Here is a 19165-nt window from a genome sequence, read left to right as displayed (position 1 = left end):
GACAAGAGATCGGAACCCAAGCCGGTTGAGCTTAAACCCTTTACACTGTGCGCATTGTATTCACCGCAGCAACCCACAGCGATGCCCAAACCCAAAAGAAACCCCCTAGATACACTTGAGCTAAAGCCAGGTCAGTCAATCGAATTGTTGAAGGCGTTGCACATCGTGACGCGAGAAGGTGGCATTAACCAGGACAGCCGAAGGAAGTTGAAGCAGGTGTACCACTTGACCCAATTTATTGAACCGTTGATTGATGAGGTGCGCAAAGCCAATGACGGCGGCTTGTACTTGGTGGATCATGGTGCAGGCAAGTCGTATCTTGGGTTTATTTTGTACGACCTCTACTTGAAACAAAACCCTGATGGGGCTGTAGTGGCAGGCGTGGAAACCCGACAGGAGTTGGTGGACAAGTCGAATACCCTGGCGAAACAGCTTGGTTTTGATGCGGGTATGCAGTTTATTAATTTGCCGGTGGCGCAGGCCACGGAGCACCCTGATTTGCCTGAAACTGTCGATATTGTCACTGCGCTGCATGCGTGTAACACGGCCACTGACGATGCGATTTCATTTGGCTTGAAAAAACAGGCGAAGTTCATGGCTTTGGTGCCGTGTTGCCAGGCTGAGGTGGCTACGCACTTGCGCAAGAGCAAAGCCAGCCAGCTGGGTAAAAGCAGTTTGGTGGAAATGTGGCGCCATCCACTTCATACCCGTGAATTTGGGAGCCAGCTAACGAATGTGTTGCGTTGCCTGCAACTGGAGGCGCATGGTTACCAGGTGACTGTGACTGAGTTGGTGGGTTGGGAGCATTCGATGAAAAATGAGTTGATTATTGCGAAGAAGCACCAGCGATCGAACCCAAAGGCCGCGCAGCGATTACGCGACATGTTGGTGGAGTTAGGGCTGGATGGTGAAGAGGGCTTGCAGCAGCGCTTTCACGTGCCAGCCTAGATCCCTGAAGCGGACAGGGCTGGCTCGAGGCGTTGAATAAGCACCCACAAGATGGTGCGGGCAAAGCGCAATCAGTTAGCTGTTGCTTTTGAGCCCCTGCCATTCATTGCGCTGTACATTGGGTAGTCCCAGCAGTTGCAGGGCGTGCTGGGCGGTGTCGGTGACCATGGCATCGATGCTGGCAGGGCGCTGGTATAGCGCGGGCACTGGTGGCATCACAATGCCACCCATTTCTGTCACGCTGACCATGTTGCGAAGATGAGCCAAATTCAGCGGAGTTTCTCGAGGCAGCAACACCAGGCGGCGTCGCTCTTTCAGCACCACATCGGCTGCACGGGTGATCAGGTTATTTGACAATCCATGTGCCACAGCAGCCAAGGTGTGCATGGAGCAGGGCGCAATGACCATACCTGCGGACGGGTAAGATCCGCTTGCAATGCAGTTGCCCACTTGTTTGGGCGAGTGCACCACATGGGCTTTCGCTTCAATTTCTTCCTTGCTCAGGTCGCATTCACTGGCCAGGGTGAGCCAGCCTGAAGACGACACCACCAGGTGAATTTCCGTGTCGCCGCGAGCACGCAGCAAGTCGAGAATTTTCAAACCGTACAAAGCACCGCTGGCACCGGTAATGGCAACAGTGATGGACTGTTTGAATTGGGGGGGAAGGGTGCTGCTCAAGATGGGGTGCCTGGAAGTGGCCGCAGGGCGATTGGTGCGGCCGGTTTCATGATTTACTCAGACTTGGTCGACGCATTGGCGGCGGCGATCAGTGCCTGCAATTCGCCACTTTGGTACATCTCGGTCATGATGTCACAGCCGCCCAAAAATTCGCCATTCACATAGAGTTGTGGAATGGTGGGCCAGTTGGCGTATTCTTTGATGCCTTGGCGAATTTCGGGGTCGTCCAGCACGTTCACTGTGACTACTTTTTCGGCTTCGCAGGCTTTCAGGATTTGAATGGCGCGACCAGAAAACCCGCACATGGGGAACTGGGCTGTTCCTTTCATGAACAAAACCACGGGGTGGCTGGTGACGGTTTCGTGAATGGAATCGCGAGCGCTCATAAAAACTTCCTTTCAATTGGATGAATTGCTACAACCCTGTAGTGTAATGGATGTGGGTATAAAACGCTCGTTTTCAATGCCTAGATGTGGGCAAACACGAAGCGCGGGGTACCGGCCAGGTCGGGCAGGCCTTGAACGTGCACATAAGGCCCCTTTGAAAACAGGGCTTTCACGGCCGCCTGTTGAAGGTGGCCGTGTTCAACCAGCACGCCACCACCTGCGCGCAACAGGCTTGGGCTGTGTTGGGCAATTTCACGGTAAAAGCGCAGGCCATCGCCGCCATCCGTCAAGGCTTGTTGGGGCTCGAAACGCAGATCGCCTTGTGAAAGATGTTCGTCCCCCAGTTCAATGTAGGGCGGGTTGCTGCAAATGAGGTCGAATGCCAAGGGCGGTGTTTGGTTCAGCAAATTCTCGAAGAGATCAGATTGAACGAAACGGATGTTTTTCGCGCCCAGCTCATTGGCATTGAATTGGGCAACCCACAGGGCGTCCGCTGAAATGTCGCTGGCGGTTACTTCAAGTATCGGGTTTTCAAGGGCCAGTGACACCGCAATGGCACCACTGCCGCAACCGATATCGAGCACTCGGGTCAGCAGATTTTCAGTCGATTTGCTTTGCAAAAAACCAAGGGCATGTTCTACCAGTTCTTCGGTTTCCGGGCGGGGTATCAGCACCCGGGAGTCGACAAAAAACGGGCGTGAATAGAATTCCTTTTGTTGTACCAAATAAGCAATGGGTTCGCCTTGCTGCCTTTTGGCGGCCAATGATTTGAACGCGCTGAGTTGGTCCATGGGCAGTTCCCGGTTGCCCTTTGTCACCAGATTGACCCGGTCAAACCCGGTGATGTGGGTCATCAGGATACGCAGCTCGCTGGGCGCAAGCCCGGTTTCTTCGCGTGTTTGCTGCAACACCGATTCAATGGTGGGTTTGGGCAGTGTGCTCATTCTTTGGCGGTGATTTCGGCCAGCAGTTCAGCTTCGTGAAATGCAGTCAGGCCGTTCATCAGGTCGGTTAAATCGCCATCCATGATGTAGTCGAGTTTGTACAGGGTCAAGTTGATCCGGTGGTCGGTCATCCGCCCTTGCGGGAAGTTGTAGGTGCGTATGCGTTCGGACCGGTCGCCGGAGCCCACCAGGCTGCGGCGTTCGCTGGCTTCAGCGGCTTGGCGTTCGCGGTCAATTTTGTCCTGAAGGCGAACATTCAACACCTTCATGGCCTTGGCTTTGTTTTTGTGCTGGCTGCGTTCGTCCTGGCACTCCACTACCAGGCCTGTGGGCAAGTGGGTAATTCGCACAGCGGAATCGGTTTTGTTGATGTGCTGGCCACCCGCACCACTGGCGCGGTAGGTGTCGATTCGCAAATCAGAGGGGTTGATTTCAATGACTTCAGCTTCGTCGGGTTCGGCCATTACAGCCACAGTGCAGGCGGAGGTGTGAATACGTCCTTGTGATTCGGTGGCGGGCACGCGCTGAACACGGTGGCCTCCTGATTCAAACTTCAGGTGCTTGTATACATTGTCACCGGCAAGGCGAATGATCACTTCTTTGTAGCCACCCAGTTCCGATTCACTGGCGCTCATGACCTCGATTTGCCAACCCTGGCGTTCGGCGTAGCGGGTGTACATGCGAAACAGGTCGCCTGCGAACAATGCAGATTCATCGCCGCCGGTGCCTGCGCGAATTTCAAGCATGGCATTGCGGTGATCATTGGGGTCTTTGGGCAGCAGCAGGCGTTGAAGGTCGGCTTCGAGTTGCGCAAGTTTCGCTTCGTTTTGTGCAATTTCTTCGCGGGCCATGTCGCGCATGTCGGGGTCGGAAAGCCATTCCTGCGCGGTGTTCAGGTCGGCTTCAATGCTTTGATATTCAGCAAAGCGTTCAGTGGCGGGCAGTAATTCAGAGCGCTCACGCGTGATGGCCTTGAACTGCGCCATGTCGTTGGCGGCGTTTTGGGACGACAAGAATTCTTCAAGGTCGGCAAGGCGCTCGGCAAGGCGCGTTAGCCGGTTCCGCATGCTGTCTTTCATCTATTTGTCGGTGTTTTTAATGTTGAATAGCTGAGGTAGCCACTTTAACAGGGCTTCCCGTTCGGCCGGGCTTGCGTGGTGAAGCGCTTGCATGGGGCCGTGCATGAATTTTGCGCTCATGCGGTGGGCCATCAGCTGTAGTACGTCGTCGGCGGGTGTGCCTTTGGCCAGTTGCTTGCGGGCGTGATCAAGTTCAAGCTGGGCAATGTCGTCGGCTTTCTGGTGAATTTCCTGAATGGTGGGGACCAGCGAACGTTCGCTCATCCAGCGCATGAAGCCTTGCACTTGCGATTCAATAATGGCCTCGGCTTGTTCCACGGCGGCGGCGCGTTGCTCACGGCCTTCCTGCACAATTTGGCTAAGGTCATCAACCGAATATAGGAATACGTCGTCGAGCTTGCTGACTTGCGCTTCTATGTCGCGGGGTACCGCAAGGTCGAGCATGAAAATGGGTTCGTGCTTGCGTTTCTTGCAGGCAGCTTCAACCATGCCTAAACCAATGATGGGCAGTGTACTGGCCGTGCATGAAATCACAATGTCGGATTTTGCGAGTTGCTCGGGCACCTGCGCCAGGCCGATGACGCTGGCGCCATGGGTTTGAGCCAATTGGTTGGCGCGATCTGCGCTGCGGTTGGCAATGGTGATGCTTTTCGGGTTTTGCGCGGCGAAGTGCGTGGCGCATAGCTGGATCATTTCACCGGCACCAATAAACAGTACATGGCGCTTGCTGAGGTCTCCAAAAATTCGGCTGGCCAGTTTCACGGCGGCTGACGCCATTGAAACTGAGTGGGCGCCGATTTCTGTGTGCGAGCGCACTTCTTTGGCGACCGAGAAGGTGCGCTGAAACAGCTGATGCAACATTTGACCCAGCGTACCTGCTTCTTCAGCGGTGCGGGCGGCTTGCTTCATTTGGCCCAGAATTTGGGCTTCGCCCAGCACCATGGAATCCAGCCCGCTGGCCACGCGGAATGCATGACGTACCACTTCCTGTTGGGGAAGAATGTACAGGTGGGGGCCTAGTTCGGTGGTTGGAATGTTGCGGTTGACTGCCAGCCATTCAAGCAAGTCGGTTTTGAGCTGCTCAATATTGCTGGCTGCGCAATATACTTCTGTGCGGTTGCAGGTTGAGAGAATGGCTGCTTCAGGGGCTTGTACGCGCTGCGCCAGCGCACGCAGGGCCTCTTGCAATTGCTCGGCCGGAAACGCCAAACGCTCGCGAAGTGCGAGCGGTGCGGATTGATAATTCAGGCCGACTGCGAAAAGCTCCATAATACCTACTGGGCGGAAAACCCTTCATTATAACCCGCTATGGCGGATACGCCCTCAATCGTTCTCGGCGAGTTGGCGTTTGATTTTTGCCAGATCTGTGGATTTGCCTTCATGGTCCACCTGTTCCAGTTTGTAACCAAAGCCATACACAGGGGTTAAACGGAAGCCTTGCTCTGGCCGCAAAGCCAGCTTGGAGCGTACGCGGGAGATGTGGGTGTCCATGGTTCGCGAGGGCAAATCGGTGTCGCGTCCCCACACGCTTTCCTGAATGTGTGACCGTGACAGGGGCTTGCCCAGGTTGCGAAACAGCAAAAGGGCCAAATCAAATTCTTTCTGGGTCATGACCACGCGTTTGGTGTGTCGTACGATGGTGGAGAACTTGGGGTGAAATTCCAGGTCGGTGATTTCAAACACCTCCGGAGCTGTTAATTCGGGATACGCGCGACGCAGCAGGGCATTGACACGGGCGATCAGTTCGCCACGACGTATGGGCTTGATCATGTAGTCGTCAGCACCGGCATTCAGCGCTTCGACAATGTTTTCTTCGTCGGTTTTTGAAGTGATGAACAACACGGGCACTTTGATGTGCAGGGTTTCACGAATCCAGTGCATCACCTTGGGGCCAGAGCTGTCGGGCAATACCCAATCGAGCAGTACTAAATCAAAGCTGTCGCGGTACAGGGCGGTTTGAAAGCTTTTGAATGTGGCAAAGCAATGGCATTTGTGGTTAACCGATTCAAGCACCCAGCGCAGCATTTCGCTTTGTGTCAGGTCGTCTTCAAGAATGGCGATGCGCATGGGTGTGGCTCCTGTTTCGGAATTTTTGTTACCACAATGTTAATTTGTGTGTTGACAGTTTAATCCTTTAAACAGGGCAGGAAACACAATGTTGCTTTTTTGTTAAATTGAAGTGTTGTTCAATTTATCAATCATAGGGCTTGGTTGTTTTCCTGTTCCAGTTTCATGGCATGTGTGGCGTGCGCGCCTGCAAAAATAACAGCCACAATGCGAAGCGCTTTGTCGTAGATGGCCTGCCGCTGATCGGGTTTCTCGACGTACTCAACTGCCATGAAGAGCACATTTTGAGCAAGCACTTCCAGTACCTCGATCATTTCTTCTTTGGGCAAACCGGGTAGCAGGGCGGCAATGCGGTTGTCGCTGCAAATGTCTTCACTGATCGCCCGAATGGTTTTTTTCAGACCGTCGCGCATGCGTTCCAGGGCACCGAAAGCCTCGGAGGCACCCACCACGACTGGTTTTGGATTCTCGGCCGCCCAGTCAAAAAACCGTTTGACTAGCATGGGGCGAATGTCGAGGTCGGCCTCTTTGGCAGTACTGATTCGAACCTCGGTGAAGGCGTCGAGCACTGCTTTTTCTACTTCGAGAATAACTGCGGTGCCAAGGTCGGCCAGGTCTTCAAAGTGCCTGTAAAACGCAGGCGCAGAGAGTTTCGCCTCGCGCGTGATTTCGCGAATGCCGAGGCTGGAGAAACTTCGCCGGTGATAGCTCAGGTTCAATGCAGCTTCAATAAGCCGGGTGCGGCCGTGGATGGTTGATGCGTTGGTGGTCATAAGCCAACGATTATAGCGAAAACCCGAACATCTGTTATGAATCCTTGATTTGGAAGTTTTATCCAAATTTAGGGCGATGGGTATTGACGAGTATGTTTACAATTGTTAACATGATTTTCATCGGGATAGACCTTGCCCTTCCAATAACAATTATTGGGCATTCATCAATGGGAGACCACCTATGTTGCATTACCTTAAATTCACCACTTTTCCGCTGATTGCGATTGGCGTGATGCACGCGATGATGCAGGGCGGGGCATGGATGTACACCGGCATTGCTGCTTTGGTGCTTGTTGTGGCATTGGGCGATGTTTTGCTGCCTGATGATCGCAGTGAGCCCCGCATGGAAGGCGAGTTTTTTCTGAACCTGATGCTGTGGCTGACTTTGCCCATTTTGATGTGGGTAACACTTTGCTTTACCTGGGCGGTGGCCCCTGTGGATGTTTTGGGCATTGATGCTTTTATGTTGAACACATTTGGCTATGACCGCCTTCAGTTGCAAGCGGATACCACCTGGTACCAATGGTTTGTGGGTGCTGTGGCTGGTGCGTTTTTGTTTGGTGCTGGTGGCACCAACGTGGGCCATGAACTGACCCACCGCACCTACAGCATGCGCGACATGATTTTGGGTCGCTGGATGCTGGCGTTTACTTGTGATGCTTCTTTTGCGATTGAGCATGTGTATGGGCATCACAAAAACCTGGGTACCCCAGCCGATCCTGCCACTGCACAGCGCGGTGAGAATGTGTATGGCTTTGTGTTGAAAAGCACCATTGGCGGTTACAAGTCGGCCTGGAAGCTGGAGAAGCAGCGCTTGGCCAAGTTCAACCAGTCAGTCTGGAACCCAATCCACAGTCGCATGATGCGTGGCAATTTGATGAGCTTGAGCTTGTTTGCTGCTTCGTTCTACATTGGTGGCTGGGCGGGTGTGGTGATGTTCTGGATCATGAGTGCGGGTGGTAAAACCTTGCTTGAAATCGTGAACTACATGGAGCATTACGGCATTGTTCGTCGTCCGGAAGACAAGGTAGAACCACGTCACAGCTGGAACACGAATGCTTCGGTGTCGACTGCTTTGTTGTACGCGCTGACCCGCCACTCGCACCACCATGCTGAGGCAGATCAGGAATACTGGAACCTGCGCAGCTATCGCCATGCACCCATGCTGCCAACTGGCTATTTGGGCACTATTTTGCTGGCCCTGGTGCCCCCGCTTTACAAGAAGGTGATGACGCCTTTGTTGAACCATTGGGATGAAACCTTTGCCACGCCGGAAGAGAAAAAACTGGCGATTGAGGCCAGCGTGAAGAGCGGCATGAAAGGTTTGAAATCTGCCCAGTTGGGGCAGCAGACTGGCCAACAATTGAATCGCGCTGCTGCGTAAAGGGAGATAACCATGAAATTGCTTGAATGGTTTGGATTGCAGGGTGGCGCAGCGGCTGGCAAGAAAGGCAAAGTGACCCACAAGGTGAGTGTTGCGCCTGGGGGTCAAAGCTTTGAGGTGGAAAAAGGCCGCAAAGTCATTTTGAATTCGGCCTTGTCCGCTGGTTTGGGTTTTCCGCACAATTGCCGAGTGGGCAGTTGCACCCAATGCAAGTGCAAACTGAAAAGCGGCAAAGTGCGCGAACTGACTGATTCAAGTTATGTGCTGAGCGCCGAGGACTTGAAAGCCGGGATGATTCTGGCCTGTCAGTCAATTCCGGAAACCGACCTTGAAATTGAAGTGGAATTAACCTCTGGCGGTGACCGCTTGGTGGAAACCCGCGGAACAATCGTGGGTCAAAAAGATTTGACACACGACATTGTGGAATTGCGTGTTGCGCTGGATGACCCCATGCCATTCAAGGCGGGTCAATATGCTGAAATTCGACTTGAAGAATTCAGCTTGTCGCGCAACTACAGTTTTGCGATGGCACCCAAAGGCCAGGAAGCCGATGAACTTGTTTTCCATGTTCGAAAGGTGCCCGGCGGCAAGTTCACTGAATGGCTGTTTGCTGCCAACCGGCGAGAAACCCGGCTGAGCATGAGCGGGCCGTTTGGTGATTTTTATTTGCGCCCAGCTGAGGGTGAGAAGCCAGCGCCGATTGTGTGTGTTGCCGGTGGCAGTGGCATGGCGCCTATTTTGAGTTTGCTGGAGCAGGCCAAGTGGGCTGGCGAAACTCGAGACGCAGTTTATCTGTTTGGTGCCCGTACCCAGCGCGACTTGTATGCCGATGAGGAAATAGGTCGAATTCAGCAAGGCTGGCGAGGCTCACTGAACTTCAAGCAGGTGTTGTCAGAGGAACCCGCCAATTCAAGCTGGAACGGTGCGCGTGGCTACGTGACAGATGAGCTGGACAAGCTAGAGTTGGATTGGCCGCAGGTTCAGGCCTACTTGTGTGGGCCGCCCGCGATGATTGATGCAGCAATTGCCAAGTTTTCGAAGTTGGGTGTGAAGGCTGAGAACATTCGTTACGACAAATTTGAATGAGTGGCACAGGTTATTGGTGATTCGCTTGGATTGAATAAAAAAAGGCCACCCTCGGTGGCCTTTTTTATGTCAGAAACTCTTACTCAGATTGGCAAGTTGCCTGTGACGGCGTCCAGTGGCAATGAATCTGCAGGGTTGGGTGCTGAGCCGATTGGGAGGGACCCCAAGGCATCAAACAAGGGATCGGAAATCACCGACAAGGGGGTGCCTCCGAGTGCATCGGCCAAGGGGTCGAGTACAGCATCCAGTGGCGTGCCAGTGGTTCCTTCGTCTACGGGATCTGTTGGTTCTTCGGGTTCTTCCGGGTTGTCGACTGGATCTTCAGGGTCTTCCGGATTCTCCGGATCTTCGGGATTTTCGCTTTCGTCGGGATTCTCGGGATCGTCAACAGGTTCTGTTGTTTCATCGCCGTTGTCCACGCGTACATCGGTAAAGGCTGAACCTTCTACGTTGGTGTCGTCGCCAGATGAGGCGGCAAGTGCAGCCACACCCACGCCGCCACCGATCGCAGTGGCAATTCCGCTGGCCCCACCGGCAGTGCCGGCGGAAAGCAGACCTGCACCAACCAGTCCACTAAAGCCTGTGCCGGCATCAGCGAGCAAGATGGCACCGTCAGTGCCTTCACTGACCGCAAAAAGTTCAACGCCTTCTGTCAAGGAGGTCACTTCAATCATGCCGCCTTCGGCGGCTGAGTTTGTGGCGATTTGAGCAGCTGATTCCGGCGCCAAGGTCACCAGTGAGTCGGCTTGGCCGGCGGCCTGCCCTGGTAGTTCAATGTCCACGGCGACCAGATCTTTGTTCTGTAAAACATCGCCGGCCAAAATTGCATCGCCTTGACGCAAGGTGAGTTGCTCGCCTTGGCGCTGAACCAATAGCTTGTCGGTTTTTGAGGCAATGGTGCCGATTTGAGGTGCCGTGCTCATAAGGTGATATCCGTTGGGTTGTCGGTAAAGTTATTATTTTTACTGCACTGAACCGGGATTTGGATTCAAATAAAAAACCCCTCCGAGGAGGGGTTTTTCTTGGGTCATTGCAGATTATGCAGTGGGCAGACCAGGGATGGTTGGCAGATCGTCTGCACCGGGCAGTGAGCCCAATGGAGAGCCTGTGCCACCCAACAGATCTGTCAGTGCAGACGGATCCGTCGGGATAGGCAGACCCGCGTCACCGCCCGGGATTCCGCCAGCCAGCAGGCCGTCCAGTGCAGCAGCACCAGTGATGATGCCATCTTCAATTGGCTGACCAATGGTTGGGATCATCTCGATTGGAGCAACGTCCACGAACTGCTGGGCTGCGCTTTCAATCGGACCGGCTTCTGGATTAGGTGCTGGTGTCTCGCCACCGGTGTCACCGCCAGGCAAGCCTGGGATTTCTGGCAAACCGCCACCAGCCAAGTCGGCCAATGGAGCCAATACTGCATCCAGAGGTGTTCCGGTTGGGCCTTCGCCTGGTTCGCCTTCGCCACCACCAGGCAAGCCTGGGAGTGCAGGTGCGCCGGGGATTCCGCCAGCCAGCAGGCCGTCCAGTGCAGCAGCACCAGTGATGATGCCATCTTCAATTGGCTGACCTATTGCCGGAATCATCTCGATTGGCGCTGCATCCACAAATTGGAGAGCCCCACTTTCGATTGGACCAGCAGTTGGGTTTGGCTCCTCTGGCTCCTCGCCATCGTCACCACCACCCATGTCCGGAAGACCACCCGAACGCAGTGCTTCAGCCAAAGGTTCAGTCACCGCTGCAAGTGGTGTGTTGGCGCCGATGTCTTCGATCACGCCTGCCAGGCTCTCAGCAAAAACGTCTGGATCTGTATTCTCCATCAACGCGTCTGTGAGGGGTGATAGCGGTGTTTCAGGAAGGCCTCCTCCGCCAACAGCGTCAGCGATTGGGTCCAGGATCACGTCCAGCGGTGTGCCGGTTGTGCCACCTTCACCGGGTTCCTCTGGTTCTTCACCTTCACCCGGTTCGCCGCCATCATCCTCAGCACGTTCGCCACCAAGCAGGTTGCCCACAGTTTCAACAAGTGGCTCACCGGGGCCCGCAGAGCCAGAGTTGTCAGTTGCTTGTTCACCAAGAAGAGCTACGCCACCAGCCAAGCCGACGGTGAGTTGCTCGGGAAGCTGCCCACCAGTTGGGTCTTCCCCACCGGCAACAACAAATGCCAAACCACTGGTAAGTGGTGCCAACGGCGCGAATGCACTGTTCGGGTTGGTCAGGTCGGTTAGGCCTTCAGCTACTTCTTGTAGGGTACCGGGTACGCCAGGTGAACCAGCATCCGCATCGCTGGTGCCAACCACGGGTGCCAAAATGCCGGCGGTTAGTGGATTCAATGGGCTCTCATCAGATGCCAGAACATTGCCGATTGTGGTGAGACCTTGAGCTACACCATCAACCTCGCCCTTGTTTTCAGCTTCGGCGGTTGAGAGTCTTGCAATCATTGTCTGCTGTGCCGGCTCGTTTTCACTGTAACCCAAGGTTTGTGCCAAGGGGTCGACCACTGGGTCAAGAGGAGTTGGCTCTGCGCCTTCCGCCAAACCTTGAGACAGATTGCTCAGGGTACCGGCAAGGCCCTCTTGCTCGTTGGTGTAGCCTTCTTGAGGCTGGCCAATGGTTTCAGCCAGCAAGTTAGCAACGCCGGTTGGGTCTTGTTCGGACATACTCGCAATGCCGTCCGACACCGTGGCAAGACCATCGGCCACCGCGCCTGTCACAGCGGTGATTGGCGCAAGCGGAGTTTGTTCCAAGCCATCGTTCAGTGACTCGATACCGCCGATCAGGCCAGAGGTGTCGCCTTCTGCATCGCTGTCGGAGTCAGAATCGCTGTCGGAGTCAGAATCGCTGTCGGAGTCGGAATCGCTGTCGGAGTCGGAATCGCTGTCGGAGTCAGAGTCGCTGTCGGAGTCAGAGTCGCTGTCGGAGTCGGAATCGCTGTCGGAGTCAGAATCGGAGTCGGAATCGCTGTCGTCGCTTGGGTCAACTGTAGTTACTGTGTCGTCACCGTCGTCGCTTAGCGCGATTGCACCGAGGGCGGCGCCACCAATAGCTGCGCCTACACCGGCGCCAGCGCTACCGCCGGCCAACAGACCGGCACCAACCAAGCCTGACATTGTCCCTTCGTATGGGGTCAGGATTGCCGAACTGACATCATTGTCAATGTCGTACAACTCCACGCCTTCGCTCAGCGCGACAACCTCTGTTCGGGTTGCACCATCCGCAACGGTGGAAGTAATCTGTTCCAGCTTGGCTGACGCGTTGGGTGCAAGTTGCAGCAGCGTGTCACCATGTCCGGCGGACACCGCAGGCATTAATACTTCTACGGTCTGGGTGCCAGTGTTGGTTACAACGTCATTCCACTTCAAGGCATCGCCCTGACTTAGCTCAACGATCTTGCCGCCTCGTTCTACCTGAAGACCGGCTGGCGATTTAATTATTCCCACGTCGGGGTTGGCGTTTTCCATGATTCACATTTCCTTGGGGCTAGAGAGTTTCGTAGGCAAATCCACTGCTATAAGCGTTTTACTCACAGCCGATTCAATCGGATTCAGGAAAATACAAATAGCTGCATGATTAATTTTCGTTCGCCGGGAAAGACAAATACAATTGTTAAATAGAAATTAAATAATTGAGAATTGATTGTTTATTGGCGATGGTTCTGTGGTTGTTTATTGCAATAATTGGTCCAATGTATTGCCTTGGTTTGCAGTTGCTGGATGTCAAATTCATGTCATATAACAGAGATTTTTTTCCTTGCGCTTGTCTCCTTGGGGGGCCCATTTTGGTGGGGGGTTCCCCGTAAATATTCGGATGAGAGATTGTAGTTTTTGAACCCCCGCCTGACTTTCAATGAGATTGAGTCGGCCTCAGGGTAAATTTGTGTATTTTTATTGGCAATTTGGGCTTGACCAATTCACGATGTCTTGCCGGGGTGTCAAAGTGTCAATCTAGGGAGAATCGATTAATCCATTCAGGAAAGCATGAAGAAGTTTTTGGCTAACCACAAAAGCAGGGCTGTTCGCTGGCTTTGTGCCACTTGCTGTGCAATAGGCCTACCCATTGGCTTGGTTTACGCTCAAGACACGGTGACCGAGTTTGATCCACCGATTGTGAATTATCAAACTGCTTCTGAGTTCAACGATTTGATTGAGCAGTCCACGCGACAAATTCGCTTGACTGCACAGGTGAATGACAACGGGGATGCATGGCAACTCTTCAGGAGATTGCGGCCAGCCATTCGAGATGCGTTAGGTACGGAAGGTTATTTTTCCCCCTCGATTCAGAGGATTGTTGATGAAACAGTTCCTGAGGATGTGGCGCCACCACTGAACATCAATATCGAGCCAGGGGTGCAAAGTAAAATTGTCTCAGTGGATATTCAATTCGATGGTGAAATCAACCAAGACGAATTCGCGCAGCGCCGTGAGAGATTGAAAACTTTGTGGCTGTTGGGGGTTGGTCAACCCTTTAATCAAGCGGATTGGAGTGCCAGCAAAGACAGTCTTTTGCGAGACATGCTGGCCAAAGATTTCGCTGCGGCAACCCTTTCTGAAAGTCTTGCCGATGTCGACCCCGAGAAAAATACGGTTGCCTTGCGTGTGGTTTACGACAGTGGCCCCGTGTTTACTTTTGGCGAGTTGCAAATAGAAGGGCTGAACAAATACCCCAAAGATTTGGTCTCTCGTTACAACACCATTCGTCCCGGCGATCGATATGAACAAGAGCGGCTGTTAAGGCTGCTGGCAGAACTTCAAGGTACAACTTATTTTTCAGCCGTTGATGTGAAAATTGATGCGGATGATCGACAGCCTGTGAATGTTCCAATCGAAGTCACGGTGATGGAAAGTGACAGCAAGCGTCTGGGGTTGGGTGCAGGTTACAGCTCCAACACCGGGTTTCGGACCGAGGCTACTTATCAATTCAATAACTTGTTTGATCGGGCTTATTCACTTGTCACTGGTGTTCGGGTTGAGCAAAAGCGTCAATCGGCTTATGCCGATGTATTTCTTCCCCCGTCAATCCGCGGAATTACCGATTCGGTTGGGGTTGCAATTGATCATCAGGAAATATCAAACCTTGAGGTGGATCGCTCCTCTGTAGGCGTGATCAGGGAATTCAACAAAGGCATCAATGATTTCCGTTTGGGTCTGAATTTTCAGCTGGAGGAGCGAAGGGCACTTGGCATCAACTTCGGACAAACTCAGGCCCTGGTTGCAAGTTCATCGTGGACAAGAAATGCTGTTGACGACCGATTGAATCCCTCTGAGGGATATATTGCCTTTGGCCAACTGGCTGTTGCTGCGGAACAGTTTGCCTCCGATCAGGATTTTGTGCGTTTATACGGGCGAGTGCAGAAGTTTTGGTCACCGTCCCGGGAGAATTTGTTTTCTGCCCGATTCGAGGCTGGTACGGTTGTGGCCAGTGCGCGTCGGGATATTCCACAGGATTACCTCTTCCGCGCTGGGGGCACCAACAGCCTTCGCGGGTTCGATTTTCTTGACCTCGGTGTTATTGATCAAGGTGTTTTGGTGGGCGGTCGTCGCGTGATGATCGGTAGTTTAGAGTACACACGTTGGTTCGATGGGGGGCCGCTTGGCGCCGCAGTTTTTACGGACGTGGGTGATGTGTCAGACAACTGGAGCGACTTTGATCCTAAACCAGCCATTGGTGTGGGGGTGCGATACAAAACACCTGCCGGTCCTATCGCTTTCGATGTGGCCAAAGCCACAGACCAGGACAATTTAAGAATTCACTTCGCGCTGGGAGTGGCATTTTGAAGCGCGGTTTCTTTGCATTTTGTACATTGCTGCTGGCGGCCATGGTGGCTGCTACAGCCGGAATTTTGTGGGTGGTTCACTCGGAACAAGGCCTTCGGTTTACTGTTGCTCAAGCGCAGGACTGGGTGAATGCCAATACGGACCAACAACTTGAGTTTGGCCGCATTCAGGGCACTTTGTGGCAAGGGTTTGACCTGGAGTTTATTCGATGGCAGCAAGAGGACACCAAGGTTGAAGCTGAGCAAATTCAGCTTGTAATTGACTGGTCGGGTGCCTTGAATCGATTGATTCGAATCACCAATTTGTCTGCACAGGTTGTGCGCGTCGATTCACCGCCTTCTGAAGACGATACACCTCTGGTATTGCCGGAAAAAATCAGCCTGCCAGTTGATCTGGATTTGCAGAATTTCAGCGTGCGGCAATTGTTGGTGAATGGTGAGGAATTGAAGCAGGTGTATGTGAAGGCTTCGGTTCAATCGGAACAGCTAAGCGTTCACAATTTTTCCTTGACTGTGCGTGACTCACAGGTCGATTCCACACTCGAAATGACTTTGACGAAGCCTTATCAAATCACTGGGTCTATGAATGCACAGCGCAATTTGGAGGATGTGTTACTGAATGCCACGCTGGCGGCAACAGGTTCCCTGGAGCGCTTGGAGCTTGCCCTGGATGCCAAAGGGGAAAACCCAGAAAGGGCAGATCAAACCCAGGGTGTGCAAGCCAATGCGGTGCTTACGTTGTGGGGTTCAACCCCATTTGAAACTGTGCGTATAAACGCGGAAAATTTTGATCCATCCAATTGGCTGGATGGGGCACCGCGCGCCTCGCTAGCGATTGTTGCAACCGTTGAGCCCAATGAAGATTTCTCCGAAAGTATTGGTAATTTCTCGGTTCGGAATGCGCAGCCTTCAACTGTTCAGTCTGGGGGTTTGCCACTGGCTTTCATGCAAACCCGTTTCAAGTTGGTTCTACAAAATCAACTTCCCGAACAACTCGATTTGTGGGTGGATCAGCTTCAGTTGGCCGATGGAAAACGTCAGGCTGGCAATGCGAGTGCTGTCATGCAATGGCGCGCGCCGAAGCAGCCGGTTGATCAAGTGCCCACGCTTGATGTATTGGCCGGAGACGTGAATTTTGATGTCAAGACAAGCAATGTAGATGCGTCCGTGTTTGCCACTTTGCCTCAACGGCTCGCGTTGACCTCCTCTATTCAAGGCACTAAAAACGGTACGCAGTTGCGGGTAGATCGCCTTTTGGTTCGCGACCGGCAAGCTGAGCTTCGCGGGAAGTTGCATGTGGATTTGCTTGGGAAAATGCCAACCGACGTTCAGATTGAATTGATGAAGATCAATCCGGCCAACTACGTTCCGGATGCCAGTCCTTTCTTGCAAGGTGACTTGAACGGGAAGGCCTCTTTCAAGGGCGTTCTGGTTCAAAGCGGACAGGCTGGAACGGTTGATCCTTTGGGTGAATTCAATCTTGATTTGGTGAATTCCCGTTTGGCCAATGCCCCGCTTACACTGGTTGCCAAAGCCACTGGCGGCGTGTCGCGCTTAAGCAATGTGCTGCTGGACCTGGACGTGGTGGGCAACACAGTGAAAGCCAACGGGAGTTACGGAACACAGTCTGATTTCGTGGATTTGGATTTGAACCTGGATGAGCTGCCGCGCCTCGGAAAACTGATTCAAATGACACTTTCGGGAACGGTGCGATTGAAAGGAAAGCTGCGTGGATTTGACGGAAACTTCTCGGGTGAAGGCAATGTCGACGTTCGCCAATTGAAACTGGATGACACCATTCAAATCGAGACCGTGTCCGGACAGTTCAACCTTGGTTCGGCGCCAGGTTCACCTTGGGTTGGTGACATTGTGGCGAGCAAAGTGAAGGTGCCTGGCGCGGCAACCAACACCTTGAATGAATTAAAACTGACGCTTCGAGGCATTCGCAATCAGCATGAGTTACGGGGTGTATTTTCCAGTGGCTTGCAGCCATTTAGCCGCTTGCGTCAATTGAAAGGCGAGTTTGCTTTTGCGGGTGGGATCGGTGTTTTGCGCACACCGAAATCGGTTTCAGGCTGGAAAGGACAGCTTACCCAACTGAAAGTGGAGGGAATGTGGTTGCCTGCCCGCAGCTTTTCACTTCAGGCACCGGCACCACTTGTTCTTGCACCGGGGTATGTCGAACTTGCAGATTTTGTTCTCAAAGGTGAAGACACCTCGGTGTTGAACAACAGAATTCTTCGCATTGCGAACAGGGAGATTCGGGTTGAGGGTGAAATGCCCCAGTTTTATTTCCCACGCATGTCGCCAATATTGCGCAAGCAATTGACGGTAGAGCCCAAAGACCTGATCGCGAAAGTGAACTGGACCTACCTGGCCAATCCCAACAAGGTGGATGGTCGTGTGAATATCCGGCATGTGTCAGGTGGTTTGCAGATTCTGGAGGATTCACAAGTGGACGTGGATATTCGAACCCTGACTGCAAATCTTGACTTTAACCGAGAGGCGGCCAGTGTGGATTTGAACATTCTTGCTGACGATTTCGGTGCGGTGACTGCAAACTTGAAATTGCCGGTTCAACAGAATCCGCAAACCAAGGCTTGGGAAATTGCTGGTGATCAAGCCATGCAGGGCTCTGTGGCAGCCGGCTTTACAGAGCTTAACTGGCTTGGGCCCATGATGAGCGGTGGGGTTAGAACCAGCGGTGCAGGCCAGGTTGCAATGGCGATTGCAGGTACTGCAAACAACCCGGATGTGCAGGGGCGTTTGTTTGCAATGGATCTGGATGTGTTTCAGCTGGATCAAGGGGTACGCTTTGAAGACGGTAACGTGGTGGTTGACTTCACCACCGACAAGGCCAGTATCGACACATTTGAATTCACGGTATACAACCGTCGCCCGCCTCGGCGCTACATCGAGGAGTTGGGTCCTCTCATCCAGGGCAACGGGAAAGTGAAGGCAGAGGGTGTCTGGAATTTGACAGGTCTGAATGGTGAAATAAGACTGTCCATGGACAGGGTTCCCTTGTTGCAGCGCCCTGACCGATGGATGATGGTGAACTCGACTGTCACTGTGCAGCAACCCAGTGTCGAGGGCCAACCCTTAAAAATTCGGGGGGAAGTGGATACCCTTGGCGCATATTTTGAGATGCCCGAAAGTGGTCCACAAACCTTGGGCGACGATGTGTTTATTCAGGGGCGCAGTGAACTGGCCGGGCAGGGTTTGCCAATTGATCTGCAGTTGCGCGCCAATCTGGGCGAACGCTTTTACGTGAATGCTGAGGGCTTGCGAAGTCGACTTGAGGGTGGTTTGCGTTTGGTGATGCTTGAAGGGGTAGGTGGCAGTGGGCAGCGCCGATCAGGCCGGCGTTTGAGCGCAACTGGCACCATTCAAACAGTGAGTGGTACCTACCGTGCATACGGGCAAGACCTGTCAATCGAGCGCGGCGTGGTTAATTTCCAGGGCCCTCTGGACAACCCGGGACTGAATGTTCGTGCGGTGCGCAAAGGCGTTGCAGTTGAAGCGGGTGTTGAAGTGACTGGTACGGCGCAGCGACCCAAGGTTAGTCTGGTGAGTGAACCGGCAGTCCCTGATTCTGAAAAGCTGTCGTGGATGATCCTTGGGCGCGGCAGTGGTTCAGCAGATCGTGATTCCACTTTGTTGCTGACAGCAGCTGCGGCAATTTTTGGTGATGAAGACGAAAGCACCACGCGCAAAATTGCGAAATCAATCGGGATTGATGATTTGAGTTTAAGTACTGGTTCCCTGACTGCAGCGGATTCCCGCGCAGTGGGCAGCAAGGTGGCTATTGCGCCCGGTGCAGATGCCTCTGCAAACGTGATTGGATCGGACGACCCCTTGCTCTCCCAGCGTATTGTGTCGCTGGGAAAGCGATTCAGCGATCGTGTTTACCTGAGTTTTGATCAATCTGTAACAACGGCTGCCAGTATTCTGAAATTGAACTATCAATACTCTCGCAAGTTGAGTTTCATCGCACGAGCCGGTGCGGACAATGCAGTGGATGTGCTTTATCAATTCTCTTTTGACTGATCG

General features: G+C 53.3%; 14 protein-coding genes. 5 read left to right on the top strand and 9 right to left on the bottom strand.

Annotated features, from left to right (window positions below):
- The first annotated feature begins 81 nt into the window (after positions 1-81).
- On the top strand, positions 82-948 hold the full coding sequence (locus tag B4C79_RS00585; protein ID WP_171100733.1) for a class I SAM-dependent methyltransferase: 867 nt from the start codon (positions 82-84) through the stop codon (positions 946-948).
- Between the two features lie 75 nt (positions 949-1023).
- Here the strand turns inward: B4C79_RS00585 and B4C79_RS00580 are convergent, their stop codons facing one another.
- The 7 genes from B4C79_RS00580 to B4C79_RS00550 form a co-directional block, all read right to left on the bottom strand.
- Positions 1024-1626 carry a UbiX family flavin prenyltransferase gene (locus tag B4C79_RS00580; RefSeq protein ID WP_291742980.1) on the bottom strand — a complete coding sequence of 201 codons (603 nt, stop codon included), beginning with the start codon at positions 1624-1626 and terminating at the stop codon, positions 1024-1026.
- A gap of 53 nt (positions 1627-1679) precedes the next feature.
- Positions 1680-2012 carry a Grx4 family monothiol glutaredoxin gene (gene grxD, locus B4C79_RS00575; RefSeq protein WP_105027362.1) on the bottom strand — a complete coding sequence of 111 codons (333 nt, stop codon included), beginning with the start codon at positions 2010-2012 and terminating at the stop codon, positions 1680-1682.
- A gap of 80 nt (positions 2013-2092) precedes the next feature.
- Positions 2093-2956, bottom strand: coding sequence for a peptide chain release factor N(5)-glutamine methyltransferase (gene prmC, locus B4C79_RS00570; protein ID WP_291742984.1), 864 nt, complete (start codon positions 2954-2956; stop codon positions 2093-2095).
- Entirely contained in the window at positions 2953-4035 is a 1083-nt protein-coding gene (gene prfA, locus B4C79_RS00565) for a peptide chain release factor 1 (RefSeq protein WP_291742987.1), read from the bottom strand. The genes prmC and prfA overlap by 4 nt, the downstream gene beginning before the upstream one ends.
- Positions 4036-5304, bottom strand: a complete 1269-nt coding sequence (gene hemA, locus B4C79_RS00560; protein ID WP_105027359.1) for a glutamyl-tRNA reductase — start codon at positions 5302-5304, stop codon at positions 4036-4038.
- Positions 5305-5358: 54 nt separating this feature from the next.
- Positions 5359-6102 (bottom strand): response regulator transcription factor, encoded by a 744-nt coding sequence (locus tag B4C79_RS00555; protein WP_105027358.1) that lies wholly within the window; start codon positions 6100-6102, stop codon positions 5359-5361.
- Positions 6103-6233: 131 nt separating this feature from the next.
- Positions 6234-6875: a TetR/AcrR family transcriptional regulator gene (locus tag B4C79_RS00550; RefSeq protein ID WP_291742994.1), complete on the bottom strand. Its 642-nt coding sequence runs from the start codon at positions 6873-6875 to the stop codon at positions 6234-6236.
- 181 nt (positions 6876-7056) lie between these two features.
- Here B4C79_RS00550 and B4C79_RS00545 point away from each other — a divergent pair, with 181 nt between their 5' ends.
- The gene (locus B4C79_RS00545; protein WP_171100725.1) at positions 7057-8259 is read left to right on the top strand and encodes an alkane 1-monooxygenase; all 1203 of its coding nucleotides are present in this window, start codon (positions 7057-7059) and stop codon (positions 8257-8259) included.
- 12 nt (positions 8260-8271) lie between these two features.
- Positions 8272-9345 (top strand): 2Fe-2S iron-sulfur cluster-binding protein, encoded by a 1074-nt coding sequence (locus tag B4C79_RS00540; RefSeq protein ID WP_171100724.1) that lies wholly within the window; start codon positions 8272-8274, stop codon positions 9343-9345.
- A gap of 83 nt (positions 9346-9428) precedes the next feature.
- Here B4C79_RS00540 and B4C79_RS00535 read toward each other — a convergent pair whose 3' ends face one another.
- The gene (locus tag B4C79_RS00535) at positions 9429-10268 is read right to left on the bottom strand and encodes a hypothetical protein (RefSeq protein WP_105027354.1); all 840 of its coding nucleotides are present in this window, start codon (positions 10266-10268) and stop codon (positions 9429-9431) included.
- 114 nt (positions 10269-10382) lie between these two features.
- On the bottom strand, positions 10383-12800 hold the full coding sequence (locus tag B4C79_RS00530; protein WP_291740115.1) for a hypothetical protein: 2418 nt from the start codon (positions 12798-12800) through the stop codon (positions 10383-10385).
- Between the two features lie 528 nt (positions 12801-13328).
- Here B4C79_RS00530 and B4C79_RS00525 point away from each other — a divergent pair.
- Both B4C79_RS00525 and B4C79_RS00520 read left to right on the top strand, forming a co-directional pair.
- Entirely contained in the window at positions 13329-15113 is a 1785-nt protein-coding gene (locus B4C79_RS00525) for an autotransporter assembly complex protein TamA (protein ID WP_291762185.1), read from the top strand.
- Positions 15110-19162 carry a translocation/assembly module TamB domain-containing protein gene (locus tag B4C79_RS00520; protein ID WP_291740118.1) on the top strand — a complete coding sequence of 1351 codons (4053 nt, stop codon included), beginning with the start codon at positions 15110-15112 and terminating at the stop codon, positions 19160-19162. The genes B4C79_RS00525 and B4C79_RS00520 overlap by 4 nt, the downstream gene beginning before the upstream one ends.
- Positions 19163-19165: the final 3 nt, after the last annotated feature.

The sequence above is a fragment of the Limnobacter sp. UBA7229 genome (assembly GCF_002473065.1).
Taxonomy (GTDB): Bacteria; Pseudomonadota; Gammaproteobacteria; order Burkholderiales; family Burkholderiaceae_B; genus Limnobacter; species Limnobacter profundi.
Note: the sequence above shows the minus strand (reverse complement) of the source record. Positions and strands in the feature narration are given on the sequence as shown.

Bases quoted from the DNA above. Each gene is read 5' to 3' on its own strand.
- B4C79_RS00585 (WP_171100733.1), top strand. From the start codon at position 82: ATGCCCAAACCCAAAAGAAACCCCCTAGATACACTTGAGCTAAAGCCA.
- grxD (WP_105027362.1), bottom strand. From the start codon at position 2,012: ATGAGCGCTCGCGATTCCATTCACGAAACCGTCACCAGCCACCCCGTG.
- prmC (WP_291742984.1), bottom strand. From the start codon at position 2,956: ATGAGCACACTGCCCAAACCCACCATTGAATCGGTGTTGCAGCAAACA.
- prfA (WP_291742987.1), bottom strand. From the start codon at position 4,035: ATGAAAGACAGCATGCGGAACCGGCTAACGCGCCTTGCCGAGCGCCTT.
- hemA (WP_105027359.1), bottom strand. From the start codon at position 5,304: ATGGAGCTTTTCGCAGTCGGCCTGAATTATCAATCCGCACCGCTCGCA.
- B4C79_RS00555 (WP_105027358.1), bottom strand. From the start codon at position 6,102: ATGCGCATCGCCATTCTTGAAGACGACCTGACACAAAGCGAAATGCTG.
- B4C79_RS00550 (WP_291742994.1), bottom strand. From the start codon at position 6,875: ATGACCACCAACGCATCAACCATCCACGGCCGCACCCGGCTTATTGAA.
- B4C79_RS00545 (WP_171100725.1), top strand. From the start codon at position 7,057: ATGTTGCATTACCTTAAATTCACCACTTTTCCGCTGATTGCGATTGGC.
- B4C79_RS00540 (WP_171100724.1), top strand. From the start codon at position 8,272: ATGAAATTGCTTGAATGGTTTGGATTGCAGGGTGGCGCAGCGGCTGGC.
- B4C79_RS00535 (WP_105027354.1), bottom strand. From the start codon at position 10,268: ATGAGCACGGCACCTCAAATCGGCACCATTGCCTCAAAAACCGACAAG.
- B4C79_RS00530 (WP_291740115.1), bottom strand. From the start codon at position 12,800: ATGGAAAACGCCAACCCCGACGTGGGAATAATTAAATCGCCAGCCGGT.